The organism is Aquisphaera insulae (genome assembly GCF_011064615.1).
Classification (GTDB): domain Bacteria; phylum Planctomycetota; class Planctomycetia; order Isosphaerales; family Isosphaeraceae; genus Aquisphaera; species Aquisphaera insulae.
The window spans coordinates 23,795-48,695 of sequence record NZ_JAALJH010000073.1; the positions used below are offsets into that span (position 1 = coordinate 23,795).

Sequence of the window (24,901 nt, forward strand, 5' to 3'; positions counted from 1 at the left end):
GGAGGTGGTGGTCGATTCGCCGGCCACTATACGCCTCCGAACGACTCGACGGGAAGTCCGCATCGATCCCTCGCCGGCTCCAATTTGTCCCGGCGCCCGGTGACCTCGCCGCCGAGGAGCCGGTATGATGGCACCGCGTCCGAACGGCTCCGTCAGGCTCGTGGTCGTCGCTCGCACTCCTGGCCGCCCATCCGAAGAGGAAACCCGCGCGATGGACCTCGATGTTCCCGATCCGGTTTCGCCGGGGGTGCCCGATTTCGCGATCCGCCCCGCGCGGATCGAGGACGCGGAGGCCCTGGTGAACCTCGTCCGCGAGCTGGCTGTCTATGAGAAGCTCGAGGAATTCGCCGTCGCGACGCCCGAGTCGTTCCGCCGCAACCTCTTCGGATCCCGGCCCTACGCGGAGACGTTCGTGGCCGAGGTGGGGGGCGTCGTCGTCGGGCTGGCGATGGCCTTCCCGACCTTCTCCACCTTCCGGGCCCAGCCCGGGTTGTACCTGGAGGACCTTTACGTCCAGCCCGCCCACCGCGGCCGTGGGATCGGCAAGGCCCTGCTCGCGACCCTGGCCAAATTGACCCGCGACCGCGGGTTTGGCAGGCTGGAATGGTCGGTCCTCGACTGGAACGCCCCCTCGATCGGCTTCTACCGATCGCTCGGGGCGCGGCCAATGGACGAGTGGACCATCTACCGGATCGACGACGCAGCCCTCGAACGCCTGGCGACGACGGCGCCGCCGATCGCTCGAGGCGAAGAAGGCCATCGGGCCGATTGATACGAAGGATGACTTCGGAATGAACGCCTCGCTCCAGCCGCACATCCTGGACCTCGCGGGCTACGTGCCCGGCGAGCAGCCCCAGGGGGGCGGTTTCATCAAGCTGAACACGAATGAGAACCCCTATCCGCCTTCTCCGCGGGTGATCTCGGCCCTCGCCGACGCGATCGGGGATCGGTTGCGGCTCTACCCCGATCCCCTCGCCACCGAGTTCCGCCGCGCCGCCGCGGATCTCCACGGCGTCTCGCCGGACATGATCATGGCCGGCAATGGCTCCGACGACATCCTGACCATCCTCACGCGGGCCTTCGTGGGCGTGGGGGAGATCGCCGCGTATCCGACCCCGAGCTATCTCCTCTACTCGACCCTGATCCGGATTCAGGACGGCCGGGAGCACGTGGTCCCGTTCTCCGCCGACTGGAAGCTTCGCCCGGCGGACGTCGCTCGTGCCGGGCTCAAGCTCGTCTACCTGGCCAACCCCAATAGCCCATCCGGCACGGCGCTCTCGCGGGGCGAGGTTGCCGACCTGGCGGCCGCCCTCCCCTGCCCGCTCGTCGTCGATGAGGCCTACGGCGACTTCGCGGACGAGCACGCCATCCCCCTGGTCCGCGATTTCCCCAACGTGATCGTCACGCGGACCTTCAGCAAGGGTTACAGCCTGGCGGGGATCCGACTCGGTTACCTGATCGCCCGGCCCGAGATCGTCGAGCAGCTCGTCAAGGTGAAGGATTCCTACAATTGCGACGCCCTGAGCCTGGTCGCCGGCACGGCCGCGCTCCGGGACCAGGACTATCACGACCGGATGCGCGACCGGGTGGTCGCGACGAGAAGCCGCCTGACCGCCGCCCTGCGCAAGATGGGCTACTCCGTGCCCGACAGCCAGGCCAACTTCGTCTGGGCCACCGGCGGGCCGCCGGCCGAGCCGACCTTCGCCCGATTGAAGGAGCGGAAGATCCTCGTCCGCCTGATGAAGTATGAGGGAATGGAGCCGGGCCTGCGGATCAGCATCGGGACCGACGCGGAGATCGACCGCCTGCTGGAGGTCTGGAACGAGACGGCCTGACCGAAACGTGTGACCAATAGGATCGACTGCCTTGAACGAAGTCCAACGTACCGCGGAGATCGTCCGCAAGACCCGCGAGACCGACATCCGCCTGACGCTCGACCTGGACGGCCAGGGCCGGTCCGAGATCGCCTCGGGCGTGGGGTTCCTGGACCACATGCTCGAGCTCTTCGCCCGGCACGCCCTCGTCGACCTGACGGTCGCCTGCAAGGGCGATACGCAGGTGGACGACCACCACTCCACCGAGGACGTCGGCCTCTGCCTGGGACAGGCCATCGACCGGGCCCTGGGCAACCGGGCCGGGATCCGCCGATACGGACACGCGATCCTGCCGATGGACGAGACCCTGGTCACCTGCGCGGTGGACCTGGGAGGCCGGCCCTTTTTCGCCTGGGACGCGACGTTCCCGACCGCGAAGGTCGGCACCTTCGACACCGAGCTCGTCGTCGATTTCTGGCAGGCGGTCTGCACCCAGGGTCGGATGAACCTGCACGTCTTGCTCCACTACGGGCGGAACTCGCACCACATCAGCGAGGCGATCTTCAAGGGGCTGGCGCGGGCGATCCGCCACGCGGCGGAGCCGGACCCGAGGTCGGCCGAGATCCCCTCGACGAAAGGCGTGCTCTGATGCCCGAGGACCTGAGCGGGATGTTCGAAGCGACGAGCCTGCCGCTCGGGGACGACGTCCCCGGCCCGGTCGAACCGGAGAGGCGGCCGGGACGTTCCCATCTCGGGTCGGCGATCAACGCCGGCCTGGTCGTCCTGGCCTTCGCGCTGCTGGGCCTGGTCCTCTGGCGGAATCGCGAGAAGATCTCGCAGGTCTTCTCCCACCCGCTCGACTATCGCCTCCTGGGCCTCGGGATCCTGATCTTCCAGCTCAGCCTGATCGTCACCTACGTTCGCTGGTATCTGCTCGTCCGCGTGATCGAGCCGCGATTCAAGCTCCGGTCGACGATGCTGCTGGGCTCCATCGGCTATGTCTTCAATCAAGTGATCCCCGGCGCGGTCGGCGGCGACCTGATCAAGGCCGCCTATCTGGTCCGCATGCACATCCGCAAGACGCAAGCCGTGGCCTCCATGATCATCGATCGGATTGTCGGCCTGATCGGGCTGTTCGTCCTGGCGACCATCGCGGGCGCCGTGTTCTGGGGCTCGGCCCCGGTCGAGATCCGCCGCCTGATCGTCGCGGCCTGGATCGCCACCGGGGCGGGCTTCCTGCTCCTGGTCGCGGTCCTTTTCGGCGTCTTCACGCGAATGGCCCGCTCACGCACTTCGGAAGGCGAGGCGCAAGGCCACGGCAAGCTCGCGGGCATCGCGACGGAGCTCAGGTCGATGTCATCGACCTACCGGACCCGGCTGGACGTGGTCGCGGCCGGCATTCTCCTCTCGATGATCGGACACTCGTTGAACGTCCTGGCCTTCTACCTGATGAGCCGGATGCTCTTCCTCGACAGCCTGCCCACCACGCTCGGGCAGCACTTCCTGATGGTCCCCCTGACGCTCTTCACGATGGTCGTCCCGCTGCCGTTCGGCGCGCTCGGCCTCAGCGAGGGTGTCAGCGACCAGATCGGCAACCTCGTGGACCACCCCGGCGGCGCGCTCGCCATGCTCGGCTTCCGGGTCCTGATGTATGCCTGCGGGCTGATCAGCGCGTGCGTCTACCTGGCGAACATCCGCGAGGTGAAGGGGCTGTCCGCCGAGGCCCATCACCTCGAAGAGGAGATCGAGGACGGGACCGTCGGTGACGAGGTCCCGTAAGACCCCGATCCTAGCCGGCCTTGCGGATGGCGAGCAGCTTGCCGTCCTTCTTGCCGACGACGTAGCGGTCACCCTTCGCGGGCTCGAAGGACTCCGCCTTGCCCACCGACTCCTTCCAGCCGAACTTCAGCGTCCCGGGCCGGCAGAGTTCATGGGTCCTCGTGTACCGCGGCTCCAGGGTGAAGTGCTCGCCGTCGAGCTCATATTCGAACGCCTCTCCGGCCTCGTTGGCGACCTCGAAGGAGGAGGCCGCCGACCGCGGCCGCGCGAAGACCTGGACCGCGTAATACCTGCCCGACTTCTCTCCGTGTGCGACCGCCATGCCGGCCTCGGTGGCGTCCGGGTCGAGCATGTTCTTGCGATGACCCGGGGAGTTCTTCCAGTTCTCCACGAAGCCCTTCGCCAGGGCCTCGGTTTCGAAGCCCTCCGAGTTGAACTCGTAGGCGATGTTCTCCGCCAGGACGCAGAATTCATATTCGTGCTTCTTGACGCGTTCGCCCGGGTTGCTCCCGTCGGCCTCGTGGCCGTACTTGTCGTCCTCGGCCATGAACCGGGCGAAGTCCCGGGCCGTCGCCGTCAGCTTGTCATCTCGCTTCAGTTCCCCCTTCCCCTGCTCCTTGCGAAAGCCGTTGGTCTCCTTCAGCAGGAGTTTCGCGACCTGATCCAGGTCGGGCTTATTCGCCGGCTCGTCGAAGTCCCCCGCGCGAGCCGATACATGGGCGCCTTCAGAGAGCACGAGCACCGCCGCGAGCAAGGACGTCGTCAGCATGGGGACTGTTCTCCGAAATCGAGAAGGGTGAGGTGCCGCTGCCAGACGACGGAATGGAGGATCGACCGTTGCGGATCTGCTACACTTGCGAGCGGCAGGGGCCTCCGCCATGACGGCCCCGCCGAACCCAACTCAGCGACGTGGGGGTAGCGTGAGCCCTCCGGAATCGACGCCAGCCACAAGTCGAATGATACCATCTGCGCCGATTGCTGTCGTCATCACCCTCGAACGCCGCCGGTCGGCACGCGGGTCTGGAAACTCACTCGCCAGGCTCGTGCTCCTGATAGGAGTCCCGCTGCTCGGTTGCGTCCCGGCCGAGGAGGCCGGCCCGGTCGCGACCGTTCGCAAGGCTGATCCCGAGCCCCGGCAACGGCTGCTGACTCTCGACCTCGGTGAGGACGGTACGAGAGTCTTTGCCTTCTCTCCCGACGGCTCGAGAATCGCTACGGCATCCCGGCGCGGGACGATTCGGGAATGGGATCTCGCCTCGGGTGCAATCGTCCGCGAGGCGGCCGTGGGGATCTGGCTCCCGACGTCGCTGGCCTACTCTCCCGATGGTTCGACCGCCGCGATCGGACTTCACCGCGAAGCGATCGACGCGACCACGGCAGGCGACGGGCCCCGGGATCGATGGGGGATCGGCCTGATCGACTGGTGCCGTCAGGCCGTTCGGACGGTGATCTCCGATAGGTTCCATGAAGGGGCACGCCTCGCCTTCACGCCGGATGGCAAGACGCTGATCTCCTCGCACATGGGAGGGATCTTACTCCTCGACCCGTCCAGCGAACGAAGGACCGAGATTGCGTCCGACGAGTTGCGGACGGCGAACGGCGAGCCCCTGCCCTTCGTCGAGCACATGGTGATGCCGACGCACGGCGATGGAATACTCATCGGTGACGACCGCTGGCTCGTGGCGCTGGACCTCGCCACCCACAAGCCTAACAGGTCATTCCGCCTGGGAGGCGATTCGCTCTACGCATTGTCATCCGACCCCGATGGCTCGACTCTCGTCTCGGCGGGCCGTGACCATCGTGTGATACTTCGTGACGGCATCACCGGCGCCGTTCGGGCGATCCTATGCGGGGAGAATCATGGGCAAGATTTCCATCGTGTGCTCGACGCCCGATTTGCGGGTCGGCAGATCATCACGGCGCACCTCGATCGCAGTGTGAGATTCTGGGATCCGGACGGACGCCGACTCATCCGGACCGTCGTGTTGCCGATCGACGACCATTGGGCCACCATATCCATGCGGATCGCCCCGGACGGAGGCTCCGTCGCGGTCGTCGGCTCGGTTCTGGAGGACGGGATTCGATACGAGGAGCCGGGCTGTCGAGTCATCCTCGTCATCCGGCTCTGAAGCGAAGGTGACGCGTCGGGGAAACTCAGCCCGAGTCCGATCCGACGATCGCATCCCTTTACCCCCTCGCGCGGAATGTCGTACTGTGGCTACCTACGTCCCCGACCCGCCGCGATGCGTACGACGCCGCATCGCCGCTCCGGTCCGCCTCGATCGAGGCCGCCGGCTGGGCTGCGCTCGGGGATGCAGCACAGGATTCGCGGAATGCCACGTCTGTTCGCGCAGTTGTTTCAGCGCAAGCCCGTCGGCGAGCTCATCAAGGAGCTGGACTCGGGGGATCGGCTCCATCGGCGGCTCGGGCCCTTCGAGCTCATGGCGCTGGGCGTCGGCGCGACGATCGGCGTCGGGTTGTACGTCTCGACGGGGGAGGTGGCGCGTGAATTCGCCGGGCCGTCGATCATGGTCTCGTTGCTGCTGGCCGCGGTGGGCTGCGGCTTCGCCGCGCTCTGCTACTCCGAGCTCGCCAGCATGGTCCCGGTCGCCGGCAGCGCCTATACGTATGCCTATGCGACTCTCGGCGAGCTCGTCGCCTGGATCATCGGCTGGGACCTGATCCTGGAGTATGCCATCGGCTCCTGCTACGTCGCCAACGGCTGGTCCAACTACTTCGATTCTCTGCTCCGGAATGCCTTCCACCTCCACCTGGATCCTCGATTGCTGTCGCCGCCCTGGGACTTCGACTTCGCCACCAGGAGCTTCGTCCAGAAGATGGTGACGCTTCAGGATGGAACTCAGGCCCTGGCCTGGTTCAACCTGCCTGCGGTCCTCATCACGGCGATCATCACGGCCATCCTGGTCGTGGGGATCAAGGAGAGCGCAGGGTTCAACGCGGGCATGGTGCTGGTCAACGTGGCCGTCGTCCTCACGGTGATCGGGGTCGGGTCGTTCTACGTCAACTCCGACAACTGGCAGCCGTTCCTCCACAAGGATACGGGGATGAGCGGGATCGCCCTGGGCGCCGCCCGGATCTTCATCGCCTACATCGGGTTCGACTCGATCTCGACGCATGCCGAGGAAGCCCGGAGGCCGCAGCGGGACCTGGCGCTCGGCATCCTTGGCGCGCTCGTGGTCTGCACCGTCCTCTTCGTCGGTACGGCGGCCGTGCTGACGGGCATGATCCCCTATCAGCAAATCTCGCAGTCCGCGCCGCTGGCCTCCGCGCTCCAGTCCAAGGGGCTCCTCTTCGCGGGCGGGCTCGTGACGGTCGGGATTCTCGCGGGGATGACGACCTCGCTCCTGGTCGGCAACCTCAGCCAGGCGCGGGTGCTGATGGCCATGGCCCGCGACGGCCTCCTCCCCACCTCGTTTTTCGCCGAGGTCCACCCACGCTTCAAGACGCCCTGGAAATCGACGATCCTGGTCGGCGTGATCGTGGCCCTGGGCGGGGCTCTCGCGCCCCTCGGCTTCCTCGCGGATCTGGTGAGCATCGGCACCCTCTTCGCCTTCGTCATCGTATCCGCCGCGGTCTGGATCCTCCGCGCGACCGACCCCGACGTCCCGCGCCCGTTCCGCGTCCCCTACGCCCCGTTCGTCTCGATCATGGGCGTGCTGGTCAACGGCGGCCTGATGTTCTGGCTGGGCCGGGACAACTGGATCCGCCTCCTCGCCTGGCTGGCCGTCGGGCTCTGCATCTACTTCCTGTACAGCCGGAGGCACTCGCTGCTTGGCCATCGGCTCAGGGAGCCGCAAGCGAGCTTGTTGCGGGAGGAACTCCCCGAACCCGCGATGCCCGATTGATCCGCCTCCCGGGGGAGCGAACAATACCCCGCGAAGCACCCCATGACGTCACCACGCGCGATCTCGATGATGGTCCTCTTCGGACTCTTGCCGACCGTCTCCCCGGCGGCAGATCCCGGCGACCGCATGCCGCTCTCGGTGCGGCCCGGGGAGACGATCGAACGCTCGCTGGGGAGAGTCTCGGCAGGGCACACCTACCGGTTCGGGGCCTCGATCCGGGCCCCGGCCGATCCCGTGGAAGGCACGCGGGTTCAGCTCCGCCTCGCGGGGACGGTCGCCCTGGACAAGGTCCTCCACGCGGGCGATCCCGACGTTTCGATCCACGTCCGGCCCCGAGGCGAAGGCGATGCGGCGCTTCGGATCCGTCGGACGGCTCCTGGGGATCGTCCCGCGCTGGAACTCGGCGTGGATTGGGGAGAAGTCCCGCTCACCGAGGCCGAACGTCCCGCCATCGAGGCCGAGCCCAACAACTCCTGGCAGGAGGCGAACCGTCTCGACCTCGGCCGTGACGTCTACGGCAGCGGCGACGACGTCGATTACCTGGCCAGCTCGCTCGACGGGAAATCTGGCCTCGACTGGTTTCGATTCGAGATCGCCGGCGACCGGCCGGTCCTCGCCTCGTTTCACCTGGATCTCCTCGATCGCGACGTCTCGGCCAATCTCCGGCTCCATTCGATCGACCCGAGGACGAATTCCCCGGTGCCCTATCTCCCGGGCAAGGACCCGATGGAGATCATTCACGATCGTGAGAAGGCGAGATACTCGATCCACATCACGCGGACGTTGACGAGAGGGACGTACTACCTCGAGGTCAACGCGAATCACCCGTCCTACATCCTTCGCACCCGGACAATGTCCGTGCCCCCGTACGAGGATCCCGGGCAGGCGGTCGAGGCCGGTCTGCATTACATCCTCGGCGCGGGGGATGCGTGGTTCGCGCAGGTCCCGCGGGCCGGAAGCATCGACGCCCGCGTCGACAACATCCACGACACCGGCACGCGCTGCACGGCCTGCCACGCCGCGAGCTTCCCGCTCGAGGCCGGCCTCGTGGCCCATCGGAATGGGTATCCGATCCGCGACAGGGAAGCCTTCCAGTATCTCGCGGACCGCCTGGCCTCGTCGGTTACGCCCCTCTACGGACCGGACGGGCTCTACTGGCAGCGATACATCGCGTCGCCGCTCCAGAGCCAGGGTTCGCAGGGAGGGATTCTCGCCGATATCGACCGCGAAATCACGGGCGAGGATTCACCGGCCGTGCTCCGATTCGCCCCCTTCCTGAAGGCCGCCTGGCTGGATCGGAGGGAGCTGCCCGAGGACGAGGCGAATGCCGTCGTCCCCGTCGACAGCAAGTTCGGTGCGGCCTGGCGGGACTGGAGGGTCCTGAAGGAGGCCGCGCGTCGGACCGGCCGCAAGGACTACGCGGAGGCGGCTTCGAACCTCGCGGCGGTGGTCGGCAGCCAGCGGTCGGACCTCCGCGCGGAGAACCTCCAGGACCGCATCAACCGACTCATCGCCTGGTCGCTCATGGATCGCGACGGCAACGCCGCCAAGATCCGCCGCGAATCGAACCGGCTGATCGCCCTCCAGAATCCCGACGGCGGCTGGCACGAGTCGTCGGACGGCCCTGGCCCGAGCGCCGTCTATGCGACCGGCCAGCTCGTCGACGCCCTCATGACCGCCGGATTCCGCGCGGATCACCCGGCGATCGCGCGGGCACTCCGCTACCTCCTCTCGCAGCAAGGCGACTTCGGTGGCTGGTTCCAGACGGAGACGCACGAGAACTTCCGCACGCCCATGCGAGAGACGCTCTACGCCGTGACGGCCCTGGCGCGGGGATTTCCCGCCGCGGGCGGTCCCGGCAAGTCGTGGGGGAACCGCAGCGGCGGGGCCGCGCGGCTTCCGCGAGACGCCTCGGTCGTCGGGACGCTCGATGCACTGGAAGATCTCTGGGACGTGCCCACGGAAGAGCGAGCCAGGTTCGCCCGAGAGATCGCGAGGTCCCTCGACCATCCCGATCCGATGGTCCGAGCTTCCGCGGCCGCCTGCCTGGGCCGGCTCGGGTGCGCCGAGTCGTCCGCGCCGCTGGCCCGGTCGCTGGGCGATCCTTCCAAGCTGGTCTGGCGTGCCGCCGCCTGGGCGATCCGCCGGATCGGCAACCGGGGCGGAGGGATCGACGCCATCCGCGCCGCGTTGACCTCGCCCGACCCGGCGACTCGCCGCGGGGCGGCGAGGATCTTCGCCTACCAGCTCGCCGGGCTCGATGAGCGCGTGGACCTCGGAACGACGCTGCTCGATCGGACCGGCGACGGCGACCTCCTGACGCGTCTCCACGCCGTCAAGTCCCTCCGCCAGTGGTTCTATCGCACGAACGACGACCGGCTCCGGCGCCGGATCGTCGCGACCTTCCTCGCCCGGATGGGAGAGGCCCTCGATCCGGTCACGCGCAAGAACCTGGTGGAGGGACTCTACATCGTGCTCGACGAGAACCTGGGCGGAGGGATCAGCCTCCAGCGGAGCATCGCGGTCCTCCCCCCCGAATTTCGCAACCGGATCCTGGCGGCCAGGGTCGAGGTCGAGCGAGAGGCCCTCCTGACGCCGATCCTGGCGGCACTCGAGGGGGGCGACGCGCGGCAGCGATCCGCCCTCCTCGCGGCGTTCGACGGGTCGTTCCTGGGCGGCCGCGGCTACGCACGGCAGCCCGAATCCGCGCTCGACATCGGCAACGACCGGGAGTTCGGATTCCTGTACGAGATCCCGGCCCGGGAGCTCGATCGGGCTTTCCAGGCCCTGCTCGCCGATCCGGGGCTGGATCCGGTCTCGAGGCGGCGGCGCATCGAGCTGTCGGCGTTCTTCAAGCTCCCCGCGAGGACGACCGATGGAGTGATCCAGACTCGGATCCTCGACACCCTCGAGGACGAGGACTCCTCGGTTCGCGAGGCCGCGCGCGGAGTCGTCTCACGCGACCTCGCCCTCACCGGCGCGGAGGACGATGCGAAGCGGATGGCCAGGCTCCTGGCGTTCCTGAAGTCGGGGAACTCCGCCGAGTCTCGCGCCGCGGTGATCGCCGCCATCGGACGGAACTTGCGATTGGGGAGTCTCCCGGAGATTCGAGACGCGATCCGCGCGATGGCGAACGATCCGTCGGTCGCCGCCGATCTGCTGCCGATGATCGGGCGAGCGGATTTCAGCCGCGACGAACGACTGGGGATCATCGATCGGGCCTGGCCCCGGGCCTCGAAACAGCAGAGGCTCGACTCGCTCGATGTCCTCTTCAGCCAGCCGGACCCGCCGGACCGTGCCGAGCCCGAGGCGATGGGGCTGTCGATCCTCCGCCGCGCCTCGGTCGACGCGTCCCCCGAGGTCCGGGAGCACGCCCTGGAGGCCGTGGGCCGCCTCCGGACGCTCAGGGGAGGGCCGGCGGGGACGCGGCTCATGCTCGGGGCGCTGGCCGACGATACGCCGGAAATCCGACGGTTGGGCCTGGTGCTGACGTCGTCCTCCACCGCGTTCTGGGACCTCCCCGACGCGCAGGAGCACCTTTGCCGCCTGCTCCTCGATCCCGATGCGATGGTCCGGTCCGATGCGCTCGACCTGGCCCGGCACCATCGCCTCGCCGCTCGGTTCCCGGCCATCGCCCGCCGCGTGAAGGCCGTCTCGGCCGACCCGGCGCTCGCGGACAGGGCGCTCTCGATGCTTCGCGCAGCCGGCGCCGATCCCGCCCGCATCGAGGCGGACGTCAATCTCGCGGCGAGCCCCCCTCCGGACCTGGAGACCTTTCGCCTCCGGATCAATCCCCTGCTCTACCGGCCGTCGGCGGACGGCCAGTCCTGTGCAAGCTGCCACGGCAGCCACGCCGTGCTTCGGATCGTGCCGCCCAGGGACGGGGGGGGACCGGACGCGGAAGGGCTGATGATCAACTATCGTTCCGTGCTCAAGGTGATCAATCCGGGCCGGCCGGAATCCAGCCTGTTCGTCCGCAAGCCGCGAAGTCCCGCCGGTGTCGGGCTCCCGGATTCGGCCAGCCCGACGGGCATGACGCATGCGGGCGGCCGTCGCTGGGACGGCGAGGACGAGTCGATTTCCGGGTCGATCCTGGACTGGATACGAAACACGACCGGCACGAAACGGCCATGACGGCGGGGAGCCGCACGGTCGAAATCTCGTCAATTCGCGACGGACTCTGAATTCCTGTAGACGGAATCATGAAGAGTTCTTATGATTCGCCTCATGCTCGTCCCGGCGCACACCTCATTGCCCGGGTCGGGTCAGTGAAGGGCTCTTCCCTCCCAGATCCCCGGGACTCGGCCTTCCCTCCCGGTCCGGTTCCGCATTTAAACGCTATCCCCCGCCACCGATCCCGGGCGTTTGCAGGGCCGCGGGATGGACTCACCACGGGCTTCGTTGCGTCCCCGTGCGGCGGGCAGGCGACAGAAGTGACGCGTCGGGCCTCTCGTTACATCGCATCGAGACTTGGGAGCCGATGGGATGACCGATTTCTGGCTGCTGGACCGGATCCGGGCACGAGTCTTCGTCGTCGATCTTCCGGGCCTGACCCGTAGCCGAGAGCGTTTTCTGATCAGGAGCTGCTGGCGGCTGGCGGTGAGGGCCCGACGCGCAGGGATTCCCTTCGGTACGGTCTGGGGTCAGATCGGCAACGTCGCCAATCTCACGATCCAGAGGATGCGAACCGAGCAGGAACGAGAGACCTTCTCGGCGATCATGCAGCGCCTTCGCATGGAGCTTTCCGACGCGTACCGCATGCCCGTTCGAAAAGCCGGTTGACCGATCCGAGCTCGACCGCAATCGCATGATCTGCGCTCGGCCATAGATAACTGGAGTCGCCGCTTCCAAAGGATAGATTTGCTTGCATGTCCTTCGGTGCATCTCATCCGCCTCCCCTCCCGGCCACGAGTCGGTGCGAGAAGGCCGTCGCGGAGCGACGGCAATTTGGTGGAATCGGGTTGAAAGTACGGCCAGCGCAGGCGAACATGGCTGGTCCTGATCGCCTCGTCTCAACCCCGAATCCACCAGAATTCAAGACCACGCACCACCAACGATGAGCGGCTCCGGTCGAGCCTCGGCCGGAAACGGTCGACACCGAAGAGGTCTTTCATGCGCCTGCCACGACGGCTCGTCATCGATCGCACTTGCAGGAGAGGATGGCGGTCGTCGTCTGATCGCCCTGTCGCGAGATCCCTCATCCTGAACCTCGATGCCCTGGAGCGGCGGGAGCTGCTGACCGCAAGCTCCAGCTCGGCGTATCCGCTGCTCGTGCAGCTCGACACCCTGCCGGCCGCGACCCTCACGGCGTGGCTGGCGGACAAGGACGTCTCCGTGTCCCAGTCCGGCCTGCCGCAGGTCATGAAGGTGACGGGCCCTGATGACGTCCTGACTCGGATGTCATCCTGGCTTGCCGGGACCCGGGGCCTCGGGTACGTGGAACGGGCGAGTGCGCTGAGCATCGATCAGTCGGCCAACGACCCGTCCTTCGCCAATGGCTCGATGTGGGGGCTCAGCGGCACCTATGGCATCGGCGCGACCACGGCCTGGGATACGACCACCGGGGCCACGTCGGTCGTCGTCGCCGACCTCGACACCGGGGCGGATTACAATCATCCCGACCTCTATCAGAATATCTGGATCAACCAGCAGGAGATCCCCGCGACTCGACTCGCGAACCTGAAGGACTTCGACGGCGATGGGCTGATCACCTTCTACGACCTGAATTACACGGCCGCGGACGGGTCGCACCCGGACCAGGGAGCCGGCAAGATCACGGACATCAACGGCGACGGCCGGATCGACGCATCCGACATCCTGGCGCCGATGCAGAAGAATGCCGACGGAACCGACAAGGGCCTGGGGGGGTGGGCCGACGGCGTCTCGCAGGACGGAGACACCAGCCACCTCGACGACCTCGTCGGCTGGAACTTCGTGAACAACACCAACGATCCCTTCGACGACAACGGCCACGGCACGCACACGGCGGGGACCATCGGTGCGATCGGGAATAACGGCACGGGCGTGACCGGGATCAACTGGCGGGTCCAGATCATGCCCCTCAAGTTCCTGGACTCCACCGGCAACGGGTCGGACTTCGCCGCCGCGTCGGCCCTCCAGTATGCCGCCGACCATGGGGCCAGGATCTCGAACAACAGCTACGGCGGCGGCGATGGGGGTTCCATCCTGAGCACGGCGATCACGTACGCCGCCGGCAAGGGGGACGTCTTCGTGGCCGCCGCCGGGAATTCCGGCGCGAATACCGACGTCACGCCGAACTACCCGTCGGGCTACTCCAACGACAACATCATCTCCGTGGCCGCGATCGGGAGCGACGGCACGCTCGCGAGCTTCTCGAACTATGGCGCGACGAGCGTCGACATCGCCGCCCCGGGAGTCGGCATCCTCAGCACCTACCCGAATTCTCGCTACGCCAGCATGAGCGGCACGTCCATGGCGACTCCGCACGTCGCGGGCACCGCGGCGCTCCTGCTGGCCCTCCATCCGACCTGGACGTACTCCCAGATCATCCAGCGAATCCTCACCACGACGACGGCCGACTCCGCCGTCGTCGGCAAGACCGTGACCGGGGGGATCCTCAATGCAGGGGCGGCCCTGACCGACCCGTCCGCCGGCAGGGCCACGTATACGTCCACCGACACGACGACGAGCGGGAACTGGCAGGGGACCTACGGCCAGGATGGCTACTCGTTCCCCGCCGGCTCGACCTCCTACCCGTCGTACGCCACGGTGAGCGTCCCGGGCTCTTACCTCTACACCTGGGCCGGCTCGACGACCGACACCAGGGCCCCACTCCTACCCGGCTCGACGAACCGCAAGGCGTCGACCTGGTACAGCCCCACCACATTCAGCTTCGACGTGACCATCAGCGATGGACTCCTCCATCCCATCAGCCTCTACGCCCTCGACTGGGATGGACTCGGCCGCGCCGAGCAGATCCAGGTCGTCGACGTGAACAGCGGCAAGGTCCTCGACACCCGCACCATCTCCGGGTTCCAGAACGGGGTCTACCTGACCTGGAAGGTCTCCGGCCACGTCCAGTTCCGGGTCACTCGCACGGCGGGATCCAACGCCGTCATCGGCGGCCTCTTCTTCGGATACGTGCCCAAGGGGGGAGGCAGCGCCGCATTCTCCTCCTCGGACGCGACGACATCGGGGAACTGGCAGGGGAGCTTCGGGCAGGACGGTTACTCCTTCCCGAACGGTGTCTCCGCCCTGCCGACCTATGCCACGGCCAGCGTCGCCGGCACTTACCTCTACACCTGGGCCAGCTCGACGACCGACGCCAGGGCCCCGCTCATGCCGGGCTCGAACAATCGCGTCGCCGCCACCTGGTACAGCCCGACTTCGTTCACCCTCGACGTCTCGATCTCCGACGGCCTGGCCCATTCCGTCAGCCTCTACGCCCTCGACTGGGACAAGGCGGGTCGCGCCGAGCAGGTCCAGGTCGTCGACCCGACCACCGGCTCGGTCCTCGACACCCGCACCATCTCCGGGTTCCAGAACGGGGTCTACCTGACCTGGAAAGTCTCCGGCCACGTCCAGTTCCGGGTCATTCGCACCGCCGGGCCCAACGCCGTCATCGGCGGCCTCTTCTTCGGTTCGGGAGGCACCGCCGCCGCATTCTCATCAACGGATGCGACGACATCCGGGAGCTGGCAGGGGACCTACGGCAAGGACGGCTACTCCTTCCCGAACGGGGTGCTCTCTCTCCCGTCCTATACCACGGCCGGCGTCGCCTCTGCATACATCTACACCTGGGCCGCCTCGACGACCGACACCAGGGCCCCGCTCATGCCGGGCTCGAACAATCGCGTCGCCGCCACCTGGTACAGCCCGACTTCGTTCACCCTCGACGTCTCGATCTCCGACGGCCTGGCCCATTCCGTCAGCCTCTACGCCCTCGACTGGGACAAGGCGGGTCGCGCCGAGCAGGTCCAGGTCGTCGACCCGACCACCGGCTCGGTCCTCGACACCCGCACCATCTCCGGGTTCCAGAACGGGGTCTACCTGACCTGGAAGGTCTCCGGCCACGTCCAGTTCCGGGTCACTCGCACCGCCGGGCCCAACGCCGTCATCGGCGGCCTCTTCTTCGGTTGAGGCTTGCGGCGGCCGGGCGGAGTTTGCTCACCCGAGGGTGTCTCTTGATATGGGATATCGGTCGCTCGCCGAGTGCCTTCAGGATCTGAGACGGGCCGGGCAGCTCGTCGTGATCGAGGAAGAGGTCGACCCCTGCCTGGTGCTCGCGGCCATCCAACGGCGAGTGTATCAGGCGGGGGGGCCCGCGATCCTCCATCGTCGCGTCCGGGGCTCGCCGTTCCCCGCCGTGAGCAACCTCTTCGGCACGATGGACCGGGCCCGATTCCTCTTCCGAGACACCCTGGATGCCGTCCGCCAGCTCGTCGAGCTGAAGGCGGATCCGGCCGCGGCGGCCCGCTCCCCCTGGAAGTTCCGCGCAGTCCCGCGGACTCTCTGGAGCCTCCGCCCGCGAATCGTGAAACATGGCCCGATCCTCGACGGCCTCACGACGGTCCTCGACCTCCCGGCGGTCAAGTCCTGGCCCGGCGACGGCGGCCCTTTCGTCACCCTGCCCCAGGTCTACACCGAGGACCCCGACCGCCCGGGACTTTCTCATGCGAACCTCGGCATGTATCGAGTTCAGCTCTCCGGCAATCGCTACGAGCCGGGCCGGGAGGTTGGTCTCCACTACCAGATCCACAGGGGGATCGGCATCCATCACGCCGCCGCGATCCGCCGGGGAGAGCCGCTGCAGGTGAACATCATCGTCGGCGGCCCTCCGGCCCTGGCGGTCGCCGCCGTGATGCCCCTGCCCGAGGGGCTCTCCGAGCTGATGTTCGCCGGTGCGCTCGGCGGACGCCGGCCCGCGATGGTCCGGGTCCCAGGCGGCCTGCCGATGCCGGCCGAGGCCGACTTCGTCATCCGCGGCACGATCGATCCGGACGCCCGGAAGCCGGAAGGTCCCTTCGGCGACCACCTGGGGTATTACAGCCTGGCCCATGACTTCCCCTTCGTCCGCGTCGAGGCGGTCCACCACCGCCGAGGCGCCGTCTGGCCGTTCACGACGGTCGGGCGCCCTCCCCAGGAAGACACGACCTTCGGGGCGCTCATCCACGAGCTGACGGGCCCGATCATCCCCACGGTCGTCCCCGGGGCCCGCGCCGTCCACGCGGTCGACGACGCCGGCGTGCACCCTCTGCTCCTGGCGATCGCCAGCGAACGATACGTCCCCTACGCCGCGGTCCGCCGGCCCCAGGAGATCCTTACCGTCGCCAACGCCATCCTCGGCCAGGGCCAGCTCTCCCTGGCGAAATACCTCCTGATCGCCGCGGAGGAGGATGACCCGACGCTCGCCATCCACGACATCGCGGCATTCTTGCGGCATCTCCTCGAGCGGATCGACTGGGCCGAGGACCTGCACTTCCAGACCCGAACGACCATCGACACGCTCGATTACTCGGGCCACGGCCTCAACGCCGGCTCGAAGGTCGTGATGGCCGCCGCCGGGCCGCGGCGCCGGGAGCTACCCGGTGAACTCCCACCGTCGCTGCGATTGCCCGACGGCTTCGGCGGACCACGCGTCGCCCTGCCCGGCGTCCTGGTCGTCGGGGGCCCGGCCTTCACCCCAACGAACGATCACGTTCGCACCTTCTGCCGGGAGCATGACCCGGACGACCCGATCCGTCGCTTCCCCCTGATCGTGATCGCGGACGACAGCGAGTTCACCGCGCGGAACCTCCGGAACTTCCTCTGGGTCACGTTCACCCGGTCCAATCCCGCCGCCGACATCGACGGCATCGACGCCTTCACCGAGCAGAAACACTGGGGCTGCCGCGGCCCGCTCGTCATCGACGCACGGTCCAAGCCGCACCATGCCCCCCCGCTCGTCGAGGATCCCGACGTCGAGCGGAAGGTGGACGCTCTCGCCGCGCCCGGGGGTCCGCTGCACGGCATCTTCTGACTCTCGTCCGCCGACCGCGAGCGATCCCACCGTGGCCCTCCCGCGCCCCCGGTGGATGTCCCTCCGGCCCCGGATCCGGTAACATTCGTATCCGGATCCCCTTGACCATGGAGCCGACGAGCCTCGAATGCCACCCGAGACGAACGAAAATCGACCGAGCCACGAGGACCACGCGATCCTCCCTCCGGCCCCGGAAATCCCCGCGGAGGACCATCCCTCGGGTCTCGTCGCGGACATGATCGAGGCGGGCGCATGGCCCGCCCCCGCCCTGCTCCGGAGGCTCCTCGAGTCGGGCGACCGCGCCGTCGGGCCGCTCCTCGACCTCCTGAGGAACCCGCCGGACGGCGATCACGATTGCCCGTCCGTCTGGTACGCGATGGGACTCCTGGGCATGCTCCATCCGCCCGAGGCGCTGGCCGCCTTCCTCGAGCTCGCGAGGACGTGCTGGGACGACCTCTGCAACGAGGCCGCCGTCGCCGCCGCCGCCTACGGCAAGGACGCCTTCCAGCCCCTGCTCGACGCCGTCCGGGACCCGGCCGCTCGCGGATACCGACGAGTCGCCTTGATCCAGGGCGCGTTCCTCGCGGCCGGGACCGATTCGAACCTGCTGGCCCAGGTGGGCGACGCGGTCCGCGCGATCTTCCGCCAGGTCGCCGACGAGGCCCGCGCCGACAGGCAATTCGACGACGAGCTCCTCTCCGACGCGGAGAAGGCCGGCCGGGCCGATCACGCCACCGACCTCCACGATCAACCCATCGAGGAGATCGACGACGACGACATCCTCCAGCCCTCCGACCCCGCCGAGGCGACCTCCGCCGCCGGCCTGGAGCCCGACGACGAGGCAGCGAACGAGCTCCTCCCCGCCGAGGAGCTCGGATACCTCGTCGGTTCCCTGCACAACCATCTCGGCGCCGCGGCGCGACCGCTGCTGAAGGCGGCCTTCGACGAGGGGCTCGTCGACCTGGACCTGGCCGAGCCCGAGCTCCTCGACGAGGAGCCCCATCCGCCCGTTCTTCCCGACCCGAATCGGTGGCTCGGCGATTACTCCACGGAATATCAACTCCGGGAGAAGGTCGAGGCGTTGAAGAAATCGGCGCCGGTGAAGAAGCCAGTCTGGACGGCCCCGCCGCTCGAAGGGACGACCCCCGAGCCGCAACCTCGGCTCGATCCCGTCGCCCCGATCCGGAATACCGGCCCCCGCGTCGGCCGCAACGACCCATGCTGGTGCGGGAGCGGCAAGAAGTACAAGAAATGTCACCTCGGCCGGGACGGCGGAGACTGACCGGAACCCTCGCGAGGACGATCCCGATGGGAATTCTCGAGCCAAAGCGGCAGCCCCTGAGCCGACGTCGATTCGTGCGTTCCATCCTGGCCGGCGCGGGGCTCCCGGCGGCCGGGAGAGTCCTCGCCGGGGCCGATGAGGTCCCTCCGGCCCTCCCGGCCGGCCCGCGGGCCATCGCCGGCGATCGGGTCGAGCCCGACTGGCGGGAGCTCGATTCCATCTCGGTCGGCAACACGAAGGGGGACCTGATCGGGGCCGGCGAGAAGGTCCTCCAGGCCGCCGTGGACCGGGTCGCCGCGCGGGGCGGAGGGACGGTCCGCATCCTCCCCGGGACCTACCGACTGCGGAACTCCGTCTACGTCCCCTCGCGAATCCGCCTGGTCGGCTCCGGTCCCGATTCGATCCTGATCAAGGAACCGAGCGTCAGGACCGGCCTGGCCGCGAGTGCCGACTGGTACGACCAGGAGATCACGCTCCGCGACCCGCGCGGATTCCAGGTTGGCGACGGCATCTGCCTTCGAGCCAGGAACCCCAGCACGGGCGGGCCCGTGGTCATCAAGCGAACCCTCGTCGCGCGATCCGGCAACCGCTTCAAGCTCGACCGTGCCCTCCGCGAGAACCTCTGGCTCGAGAAGGGCGATCCCACCGCCGCCACGCTCTTTCCGCTGCTCTCGCTGGAGAACGCCTCGGACATCGTGATCGAGGGCCTCACGCTCGACGGCAACCGCACGTCGAACGAAAACCTGGACGGCAACTATGCGGGCTGCATCTTCGCCCAGGACTGCGCGCGGCTGACCTTCCGCCGCGTCCTGGCACGCAACAACAACGGCGACGGCCTCTCGTGGCAGATCTGCCACGACGTCATCGCGGAGGACTGCACGAGCGAGGACCACGCCGGCCTCGGCCTCCATCCCGGCTCCGGCTCCCAGCGGCCGATCATCCGCGGCAATACCGTCCGCCGCTGCGAGATCGGCGTCTTCTTCTGCTGGGGCGTCCGCCACGGCCTCGCCGAGCGGAACACGATCGAGGACATCCGCACCGCCGGCGTCTCGCTCGGGCACCGCGACACCGACAATCTCGTCCGGGACAACCAGATCGTCCGCAGCGGCCGGGTCGGCGTCCTCTTCCGCGACGAGAGCCTCGAATTCGCCGCCCACCGCAACCGGATCGAGAACAATCGGATCGTCGACAGCGGGCCGGCCGACGGCATCGGCGTCGACATCCAGGGCCAGACCCAGGGCATCACGATCGCCGCCAACGAGATCCGCGAGACCCGCGGCCCGATGACCCGCACCGGCATCCGGATCGGCACCTCCGCCCGCGACATCACCCTGAGCGGGAACCGACTCCAGGGCTACGCCCGCGACCTGGCCGACATGCGGAGAGCATGAAGGCAAATTTAGCCACAGAAAGCAAGAAGAGAAATTTAGCCACATATAAACACTTATAAACACAGATAGATAAATTCGGCGAATTGAGTTCGGGCAGGAATTCAGAAAAGGAAGAAGGGTGAGGCGAGTCCGGTGGCGGAAGCACTCCCCTCCCGATTCTTCGCCTCGAGGATGGCCACGGCGGAGTCCGCGGCCGGCGCAATCGGAGAGGCCCAACCCAACTCTTCCTATCTCATCCGTGTTTATCTGTTTTAATCTGTGGCTAAATTCCCCTTCCTTCCCTCTCGGTGGCTTCCCACCGGGTTGCTTCGCCGACGGTCGGCGCTATACTCGGCGGATGGATCGCTCGATCGACACGAGTCCCGTCGAAGGGAGGGAACGATGCACCATCAACATCCGAGGGTCCGATTCATCCTTTCCCTGGCTTTCGTGCTGGGGCTCGCCTCCCGGGGGGTCGGGGCTGATCAGCCCGCCCCCCTTGTGGTGAAGGTCGAGGCCTCTCGCACGGGGGCGGAAATCAACCCCTTCATCTACGGGCAGTTCATCGAGCACCTCGGGCGCTGCATCTACGGCGGGATCTGGGCCGAGATGCTCGAGGACCGCAAGTTCTACTACCCGGTGACCGGTCGCTACGCGCCCTACACGAGCTTGCAGAACACGAGGTTCCCGGTCGTGGGTTCTTCGCCCTGGGAGATCGCCGGCGCCACGGACCAGGTGACGATGGTCACGGATCATCCGTTCGTCGGCCGCCACACCCCGCGGATCCAGCCGGGAGCCGCAATCGTCCAGAACGACCTGGGTGTGGTGGCGAATCGCGAGTACGTGGGATATCTCTGGGCGAGGTCCGAGGGCGGGCCGGCCACCATCCACGTGACACTCTCCTGGGGTGGCGATCCCCACGCGGGGATGCAGTCGGTCGAGATCAAGGACGTCGGGCCGGAGTACGCGAAGTACGCGTTCTCGTTCCGCGCGGGCGATACGGTGGATAGCGCCCGCTTCGAGGTGATCGCCACGGGTCATCCCGTGAGGCTCGGCACGGTCTCGCTCATGCCGGCCGACAACGTCCGCGGCCTGCGGGCCGACACGCTGGCCCTGTTGAAGCAGCTCGGCGGCACGATGTACCGCTGGCCCGGCGGCAACTTCGTGAGCGGCTACGACTGGCGGGACGGCCTTGGCGACCGCGATCGCCGCCCCCCGCGCAAGAATCCGGCCTGGACCGGCGTCGAGCACAACGACTTCGGCCTGCATGAGTTCCTCGACTTCTGCCGGGAGGTCGGCGCCGAGCCGGTCATCGCGGTAAATACCGGCTTCGGCGACGAACACTCCGCGGCCCTCGAAGTCGAATACTGCAACCGCGGATCCGACACCGCGGGGGGGGCCATGCGGGCGAAGAACGGCGTGGAGAGACCATTCGGCGTGCGATACTGGTGCGTCGGGAACGAGATGTGGGGCCCCTGGCAGCTCGGGTTCATGCAGCTCTCGCACTACACCCAGAAACACAACCTCGTGGCCGATGCGATGTGGCGAGTCGATCCGTCGTTGAAGCTCATCGGCAGCGGCCAGCTCGGCCACAAGAATCCGAAGTACGACCCGGATGAGAAGCGCGGCTGGTCCGAGGGCATGCTCGCCGAATGTTCCTCGCGGATGAACCTCATCTCCGAGCACTTCTACTGCGACAAGAAGCCCGATCTCGTCGAGCATACCCGCCAGATCGCCGTCGAGATCCGGAAGAAGGCCGAGGGCGAGCGTCGGGCGCAGGAGCGGCTCGGCCTGGCGGGCGAGAAGCGGATCCCGATCGCCATGGACGAGTGGAACTACTGGGGCGGTGATGCCGCCTACGGCGAGGCGGGCTGCACGTATGATCTCGCCGACGCCCTGGGGATCGCCGCGGGCCTGCACGAGTTCTTCCGCAATTCCGACATCATCTCCATGGCCCACTACGCCCAGACCGTCAACGTCCTCGGCTGCATCAAGACCACGAAGACCACCGCCTTCCTCGACGCCACGGCCCTCCCCCTGATGCTCTACCGCCGCCGGTTCGGCACGATCCCCGTCGCCGTGAGTGGCGTGCCCGAGTCCGAGGGCCTCGACGTCGCCGCCGCCTGGACCGCCGATCGCCGGGCACTGACGATCGGGGTGGTGAACGCCTCCAAGCAGCCGCGGACCATCAGGCTCGAAGTGGCGGGCGCCAATCCGTCCTCGGCCGGGAAGTCCTGGGTCATCTCGGGGAACGATGCTGGCCTCAAGAACAGCCCCGGAAAGCCCGGATTGCTGGCGATCGCGGAGCAAGGACTCACATTCGACGGCTCCATCGAGGTTGCTCCGTTGTCGATCAAGCTGGTGCAGCTCCCGGTGAATTGAAGCGGCGCGTGGGCCAGAAGGGCAACCCATGCCGTGGCCGTTGCGGCGAGCGACGCAGGGAGCCGAAACGGCCACGGCGAACCGCAATATTGCGATATCGCTTCCTGGAACTTTTCCGCTTCCTGGATGATTCCGCTCCCGGTCTCCGAAGAAGTCGGATTGGAACTTCGCCCTCGTTACACTACTGGCGAGGACCCAATCCAGGGCACTCGGAGGCCATGCCTGTGTCGAGCGCGAGCAGCGACGTCCTGGGACCGATTCGCACACTCTTCGAGGCCGGCTCGGCGATCGGCATCCCGGACGGCGTCCTGCTGGAGCGATTCCTGGCCGGGCCGCGCGAGGCGGCGGAGATCGCGTTCACGGCCCTGGTGGAGCGGCACGGGCCGATGGTCCTTCGCGTCTGCCGGTCGGTCCTGAACGAACCGCACGACGCCGAGGACGCGTTCCAGGCCACGTTCCTGGTCCTCGCCCGCCGGGCCGGCTCGATCCGCAAGCGGGGATCGCTCGCGAGCTGGCTCCACGGCGCGGCGGCCCGGACCGCCGGCTGCGCCCGGGCCGCCGCGGCCAGGCGAAGGCGGCACGAACAGGCTGCGGCCGAGCGGGCGGAGATCGAGGTCGTTTACGAACCGGCCAACGACAGGGCCGGCGTCCTCCACGAGGAGCTTGAACGGCTTCCCGAGCGGCTCCGCGCTCCGATCCTCCTCTGCCACCTGGAGGGCCTCTCCCACGAGCAGGCCGCCGAGGCCCTGTCGTGGCCGGTCGGCACCGTCCGCAGTCGCCTTTCTCGCGGCCGCGACCAGCTCCGCGGCCGCCTCGTCCGGCGGGGCGTCGCGCCGGCAATTGCCGGGGTCTGGGCCGCGGATCAGGCCATCGCCGCCGCGGTCGTCCCCTCGCTCGTCGTCGCCACGGCCCGCGCCGCGGCCGTCCGGGCAACCTCCCCATGGAAGACGGCTGGGATGGTCCCACCGTCAGTGTTGGTCCTCGTCGAGGGAGCGCAGAACGCCATGCTCGTGACCCGAATCAAACTCGCCGCGATCGCCTGTTCGGGCCTCGTGGCCGGGACCTTCGCCCTGGCCCGGCCATCGGGCCAGGGTCCAACGCGTGAGCCGCAGCCGAGGATCCCCGTCGTGGCCGCCGTGGCCCGGGACGACCCGAGGCCCAGCCTCCCGCAAGAAACGCCCCTGGCCGCGTCGGATGAGCTGGAGTCGGATGAGGAGGTCCGGCTGCGGATGGACATCGAACGGATGGCCGACGAGGCGCAGGAGTATCGCAGGCTCGCCCGTGCGGAGTTTCAGCACACATTCGACTCCGACCCGGAGAAGGCGTCGAAGGCCAGCGATCGCTACCGGTCGCTGTGCGAGACCATCCAGACGCACTGCGTCACGATGGCGTCCGGGCGTCGCCAGCTCGCCAAGGTCCGCAAACAACGGCTCGAGGCCGCAAAGGCGGAGGCGGCCAGAGAACCAGTCGCCTCACCTCGGGTCGAACCGAAGTCCGAAGTCCTCACCCCCCCGGCGCCGGCACCACGCATCGGCTCGGTCGAAATCTATGCGATCCTCCGAGGCTATGAAAAGGTCAAGATCAAGTCCGACGAGCTCAAGTCCGCCGCGACCGACCGCAAGGCCGAGCTCATGAAACTCAAGGTCGAGACGCAAGGCGAAGAGGTGTTGCTGACCAAGCTTGTCCCCGGCACCGTCGACTTCAAGACGCATGAGAACCGGGTCGCCGAGCTGAAAGCCAAGCTCGACGCCGGCCGTGAGAAGCTCGAGCACGATTTCGCCGTGCAAGAGGCCCGAATCCTGGCATCCTTCCTGGAGGAGATCGAACGAGCGGTGGCGGAGGTTGCAAAAGCGAAGGGCCTGAACTACGTCCTGAAAGTCACGCCCGGTCCCGCAAACGCCTCCGACCCCGCCCAGGTCCAGGAAGCCACCAATCGCTCGATCCTCTACGCCGATCCCGCGAATGACCTTACCGGGGAGGTCATCCGTAAGTTGAACCGGGAATTCGAGGGCAAGACCAAGCAGGCAAAGTGACACTCCGGCAAGCTCGTCTCAGTTCCCCGGGTCAATCGTGACCCGGGGCTGTTTTTGTTTCTGACAGGTTTCGCTCCGTCGTGCGAGGAGCCTCGCCCTGGCATTTCCCCCGCCCTCCCTGCCTTAGCTATCCTCTCAAGACAGCGTCTTCAACAGACCTGCCTTCTCGACGGATCGACTCCGCAAGTTCACCTCCGGTGCTGGCCCCGGGTGGCTGTGGTGGAGCGAAGCGACCCCACGGCCAGCGGGCCTTCGCTGCCCGCACAGGCCGGCTTCGTGCCACGCTGATCCCGTGGTGTTGCCTGCGGCTCCGCCACAAAAAACGGGCCGGTGCCCGGCCTCCCAATGGCCCGCGAAGCTGGCGCGTGGGGAGCC

General features: G+C 67.7%; 15 protein-coding genes and 1 pseudogene. 15 read left to right on the forward strand and 1 reads right to left on the reverse strand.

Going from position 1 to position 24,901, the window contains the following annotated elements:
- Positions 1–211 precede the first annotated feature (211 nt).
- Genes G6O54_RS27775 through G6O54_RS27790 form a run of 4 tightly spaced genes read left to right on the forward strand, consistent with a single transcriptional unit; the run spans position 212 to position 3,593 of the window.
- Positions 212–772, forward strand: coding sequence for a GNAT family N-acetyltransferase (locus tag G6O54_RS27775; protein WP_165230786.1), 561 nt, complete (start codon positions 212–214; stop codon positions 770–772).
- Between the two features lie 19 nt (positions 773–791).
- Positions 792–1,835, forward strand: coding sequence for a histidinol-phosphate transaminase (gene hisC / locus G6O54_RS27780; protein ID WP_165230789.1), 1,044 nt, complete (start codon positions 792–794; stop codon positions 1,833–1,835).
- A gap of 31 nt (positions 1,836–1,866) precedes the next feature.
- Positions 1,867–2,463: an imidazoleglycerol-phosphate dehydratase HisB gene (hisB, locus tag G6O54_RS27785; protein WP_165230791.1), complete on the forward strand. Its 597-nt coding sequence runs from the start codon at positions 1,867–1,869 to the stop codon at positions 2,461–2,463.
- Positions 2,463–3,593 carry a lysylphosphatidylglycerol synthase transmembrane domain-containing protein gene (locus tag G6O54_RS27790; protein ID WP_250847124.1) on the forward strand — a complete coding sequence of 377 codons (1,131 nt, stop codon included), beginning with the start codon at positions 2,463–2,465 and terminating at the stop codon, positions 3,591–3,593. Before hisB ends, G6O54_RS27790 begins: the two co-directional genes overlap by 1 nt.
- Before the next feature lie 10 nt (positions 3,594–3,603).
- On the opposite strand, the gene G6O54_RS27795 is transcribed toward G6O54_RS27790, so the two are convergent.
- A complete protein-coding gene (locus G6O54_RS27795; RefSeq protein WP_165230794.1) occupies positions 3,604–4,362 on the reverse strand; it encodes a CAP domain-containing protein in 759 nt (252 codons plus the stop codon).
- A gap of 187 nt (positions 4,363–4,549) precedes the next feature.
- Here G6O54_RS27795 and G6O54_RS38940 point away from each other — a divergent pair.
- From G6O54_RS38940 to G6O54_RS27845, 11 genes and pseudogenes are all read left to right on the forward strand, one after another.
- Positions 4,550–4,837 (forward strand): annotated as a pseudogene (locus G6O54_RS38940) (hypothetical protein); the annotation flags it as partial.
- 39 nt (positions 4,838–4,876) lie between these two features.
- Positions 4,877–5,722: a WD40 repeat domain-containing protein gene (locus G6O54_RS27800; RefSeq protein WP_165230797.1), complete on the forward strand. Its 846-nt coding sequence runs from the start codon at positions 4,877–4,879 to the stop codon at positions 5,720–5,722.
- A gap of 204 nt (positions 5,723–5,926) precedes the next feature.
- Positions 5,927–7,459, forward strand: coding sequence for an amino acid permease (locus tag G6O54_RS27805; protein WP_165230800.1), 1,533 nt, complete (start codon positions 5,927–5,929; stop codon positions 7,457–7,459).
- A gap of 42 nt (positions 7,460–7,501) precedes the next feature.
- Entirely contained in the window at positions 7,502–11,593 is a 4,092-nt protein-coding gene (locus G6O54_RS38580) for a HEAT repeat domain-containing protein (RefSeq protein ID WP_165230803.1), read from the forward strand.
- Between the two features lie 351 nt (positions 11,594–11,944).
- Positions 11,945–12,241, forward strand: a complete 297-nt coding sequence (locus tag G6O54_RS27815; protein ID WP_165230806.1) for a hypothetical protein — start codon at positions 11,945–11,947, stop codon at positions 12,239–12,241.
- Between the two features lie 330 nt (positions 12,242–12,571).
- Positions 12,572–15,580: a S8 family serine peptidase gene (locus tag G6O54_RS27820; RefSeq protein WP_165230809.1), complete on the forward strand. Its 3,009-nt coding sequence runs from the start codon at positions 12,572–12,574 to the stop codon at positions 15,578–15,580.
- Positions 15,581–15,629: 49 nt separating this feature from the next.
- The gene (locus tag G6O54_RS27825) at positions 15,630–17,459 is read left to right on the forward strand and encodes a UbiD family decarboxylase (RefSeq protein WP_165230812.1); all 1,830 of its coding nucleotides are present in this window, start codon (positions 15,630–15,632) and stop codon (positions 17,457–17,459) included.
- A 127-nt stretch (positions 17,460–17,586) separates the two neighbouring features.
- Positions 17,587–18,741 carry a YecA family protein gene (locus tag G6O54_RS27830; RefSeq protein WP_165230815.1) on the forward strand — a complete coding sequence of 385 codons (1,155 nt, stop codon included), beginning with the start codon at positions 17,587–17,589 and terminating at the stop codon, positions 18,739–18,741.
- 74 nt (positions 18,742–18,815) lie between these two features.
- Positions 18,816–20,132 (forward strand): right-handed parallel beta-helix repeat-containing protein, encoded by a 1,317-nt coding sequence (locus G6O54_RS27835; RefSeq protein ID WP_205679063.1) that lies wholly within the window; start codon positions 18,816–18,818, stop codon positions 20,130–20,132.
- Between the two features lie 381 nt (positions 20,133–20,513).
- Positions 20,514–22,493, forward strand: coding sequence for an alpha-L-arabinofuranosidase family protein (locus G6O54_RS27840; RefSeq protein WP_165230821.1), 1,980 nt, complete (start codon positions 20,514–20,516; stop codon positions 22,491–22,493).
- Positions 22,494–22,711: 218 nt separating this feature from the next.
- Positions 22,712–24,526, forward strand: coding sequence for a sigma-70 family RNA polymerase sigma factor (locus tag G6O54_RS27845; protein ID WP_165230824.1), 1,815 nt, complete (start codon positions 22,712–22,714; stop codon positions 24,524–24,526).
- Positions 24,527–24,901: the final 375 nt, after the last annotated feature.

Excerpts from the sequence above, each read along its gene's own strand:
- G6O54_RS27775 (WP_165230786.1), top strand. The coding sequence starts at position 212 with ATGGACCTCGATGTTCCCGATCCGGTTTCGCCGGGGGTGCCCGATTTC.
- hisC (WP_165230789.1), top strand. The coding sequence starts at position 792 with ATGAACGCCTCGCTCCAGCCGCACATCCTGGACCTCGCGGGCTACGTG.
- G6O54_RS27790 (WP_250847124.1), top strand. The coding sequence starts at position 2,463 with ATGCCCGAGGACCTGAGCGGGATGTTCGAAGCGACGAGCCTGCCGCTC.
- G6O54_RS27795 (WP_165230794.1), bottom strand. The coding sequence starts at position 4,362 with ATGCTGACGACGTCCTTGCTCGCGGCGGTGCTCGTGCTCTCTGAAGGC.
- G6O54_RS27805 (WP_165230800.1), top strand. The coding sequence starts at position 5,927 with ATGCCACGTCTGTTCGCGCAGTTGTTTCAGCGCAAGCCCGTCGGCGAG.
- G6O54_RS38580 (WP_165230803.1), top strand. The coding sequence starts at position 7,502 with ATGACGTCACCACGCGCGATCTCGATGATGGTCCTCTTCGGACTCTTG.
- G6O54_RS27815 (WP_165230806.1), top strand. The coding sequence starts at position 11,945 with ATGACCGATTTCTGGCTGCTGGACCGGATCCGGGCACGAGTCTTCGTC.
- G6O54_RS27820 (WP_165230809.1), top strand. The coding sequence starts at position 12,572 with ATGCGCCTGCCACGACGGCTCGTCATCGATCGCACTTGCAGGAGAGGA.
- G6O54_RS27825 (WP_165230812.1), top strand. The coding sequence starts at position 15,630 with ATGGGATATCGGTCGCTCGCCGAGTGCCTTCAGGATCTGAGACGGGCC.
- G6O54_RS27830 (WP_165230815.1), top strand. The coding sequence starts at position 17,587 with ATGCCACCCGAGACGAACGAAAATCGACCGAGCCACGAGGACCACGCG.
- G6O54_RS27840 (WP_165230821.1), top strand. The coding sequence starts at position 20,514 with ATGCACCATCAACATCCGAGGGTCCGATTCATCCTTTCCCTGGCTTTC.
- G6O54_RS27845 (WP_165230824.1), top strand. The coding sequence starts at position 22,712 with ATGCCTGTGTCGAGCGCGAGCAGCGACGTCCTGGGACCGATTCGCACA.